1 protein-coding gene is annotated in these 371 nt (G+C 45.3%); it reads left to right on the top strand.

The window, feature by feature from the left end; genetic code table 11:
• Positions 1-371: fimbria/pilus outer membrane usher protein (locus HUN22_RS18455; protein ID WP_174732131.1), on the top strand; the 371-nt coding region annotated here is incomplete at both ends.

The raw sequence follows: 371 nt of genomic DNA, 5'->3' as shown, positions 1-371 counted from the left end.
TCACCTCGGCACTGCCGCAATTCTCCGGTTCGGCTGCATTGCCTTCAACTTTAGATCTATACGTCAACCAGCAAAAGATTTATTCAGGGCTAGTCCCATCAGGCCCATTTGATATTAAGCAGCTTCCGTTTATTTCCGGAAATGAAGTTACCCTGGTGACTACCGATGCAACGGGACAGCAGAGCATTACCAAGAAGCCTTACTATTTTTCTTCCAAGATTCTGGCAAAAGGGATTAATGAGTTTTCAGTAGATGTCGGTATTCCACGCTATAACTATGGGCTGTATTCAAATGACTATGACGATGCCACCTTTGCATCAGGTGCGATCCGATACGGTTATAGCAACTCATTGACCTTAAGCGGTGGTGCA

The sequence above is a fragment of the Acinetobacter lactucae genome (assembly GCF_013344765.1).
GTDB classification, from domain to species: Bacteria; Pseudomonadota; Gammaproteobacteria; order Pseudomonadales; family Moraxellaceae; genus Acinetobacter; species Acinetobacter lactucae_A.
The sequence above is the reverse complement of the archived record's forward strand: the minus strand, read 5'-3'. Positions and strand labels throughout refer to the sequence as shown.